Source organism: Embleya sp. NPDC127516, assembly GCF_044765325.1.
Taxonomy (GTDB): Bacteria; Actinomycetota; Actinomycetes; order Streptomycetales; family Streptomycetaceae; genus Embleya.
Genome location: NZ_JBIWJT010000108.1, coordinates 1 through 1,135, shown reverse-complemented (window position 1 = coordinate 1,135; position 1,135 = coordinate 1). Strand labels below are relative to the sequence as shown.

Annotated in this window: 2 protein-coding genes; both read left to right on the top strand. The window is 72.6% G+C overall.

The features are described from left to right. A partial coding sequence (locus ACIRL2_RS51430; RefSeq protein ID WP_402242741.1) for an ABC transporter ATP-binding protein occupies positions 1-507 on the top strand: 507 nt, incomplete at its 5' end. Further along, positions 504-1,135 (top strand): ABC transporter permease (locus tag ACIRL2_RS51425; protein WP_402242739.1); only part of this gene is annotated, 632 nt, incomplete at its 3' end. The genes ACIRL2_RS51430 and ACIRL2_RS51425, both read left to right, overlap by 4 nt.

Sequence of the window (1,135 nt, the reverse complement as noted above, 5' to 3'; positions counted from 1 at the left end):
CACGACGTCGCGCGGCTGAGGGACCGTCAACTCTCCGGCGTGCGGGCCAACTGGATCGGCTTCGTGTTCCAGCAGTTCTTCCTCACCGAGCACTTCACCGCGGTCGACAACGTGGCCAACGGCCTCTACTACCACGGCATCCCCGTCCGCGAACGCCGCGAACGCGCCGCCGACGCACTGGCCAGGGTCGGCCTGGGCAGCCGACTCGACCACGTCCCCCGCGAATTGTCCGGCGGCGAACGCCAACGCGTCGCCATCGCCCGCGCACTGGTCGCCCGCCCCGCACTCGTCCTCGCCGACGAACCCACCGGCGCACTCGACTCACGCTCCGGGACGACGGTGATGCGGCTGCTGCACGAACTCCACGCGGACGGCACCACCATCGTGGTGATCACCCACGACCCCGGGATCGCCCGGTCGTTGCCGCGCCGGGTGGAGATCCTGGACGGCCGCATCCACGCCGACAGCGGTGTCCCCGGCGAACTGCCGGCGGGGGTGCCCGGATGACGCTGTCGGCTCACGACACCGCCCCCCGGCCGACGCCGGTGCCGTTGCCGGGGACGGCCCGGCTCGGGCCCGTCGACGTGGTGCGCGTCGGCCTGCTCGGCGTACGCGGCCGGCCGATGCGCGCGATCCTGTCCGGCCTGGGCATCGCCATCGGGATCGCCGCGATGGTCGCGGTGCTGGGCATCGGCACCGCCAGCCAGGCGCGGCTGATGGACCAGATCCGGAGCCTGGGCACGAACATGCTCTCGGTCGGACCCGGCGACTCGATGTTCGGCGGCAAGGTGAAACTGCCCGAGGACGCGGTCGACATGGTGCGCCGGATCGGCCCGGTGACCTCCGCGAGCGCCACGGCCCAGTTGGACGGTCGCAGCGTCCGACGCACCGACCGGATCGACCCGCGCGAGACCAAGGGCATCACCGTCGCCGCGACCCGCGAGGACCTCCTCGGCACGATCGGCGGACGCGTGGCGAAGGGGCAGTGGTTCAATGCCGCCACCTCCCGCTACCCCACCGTCGTGCTGGGCTCGCGGGCGGCCGAGTTGCTCGGCGTCGACGGGCCCGACCGGCAGGTGTGGATCGGCGACCGGTGGTTCACCGTCATCGGCATCCTGGACCCCATACCCCTGGC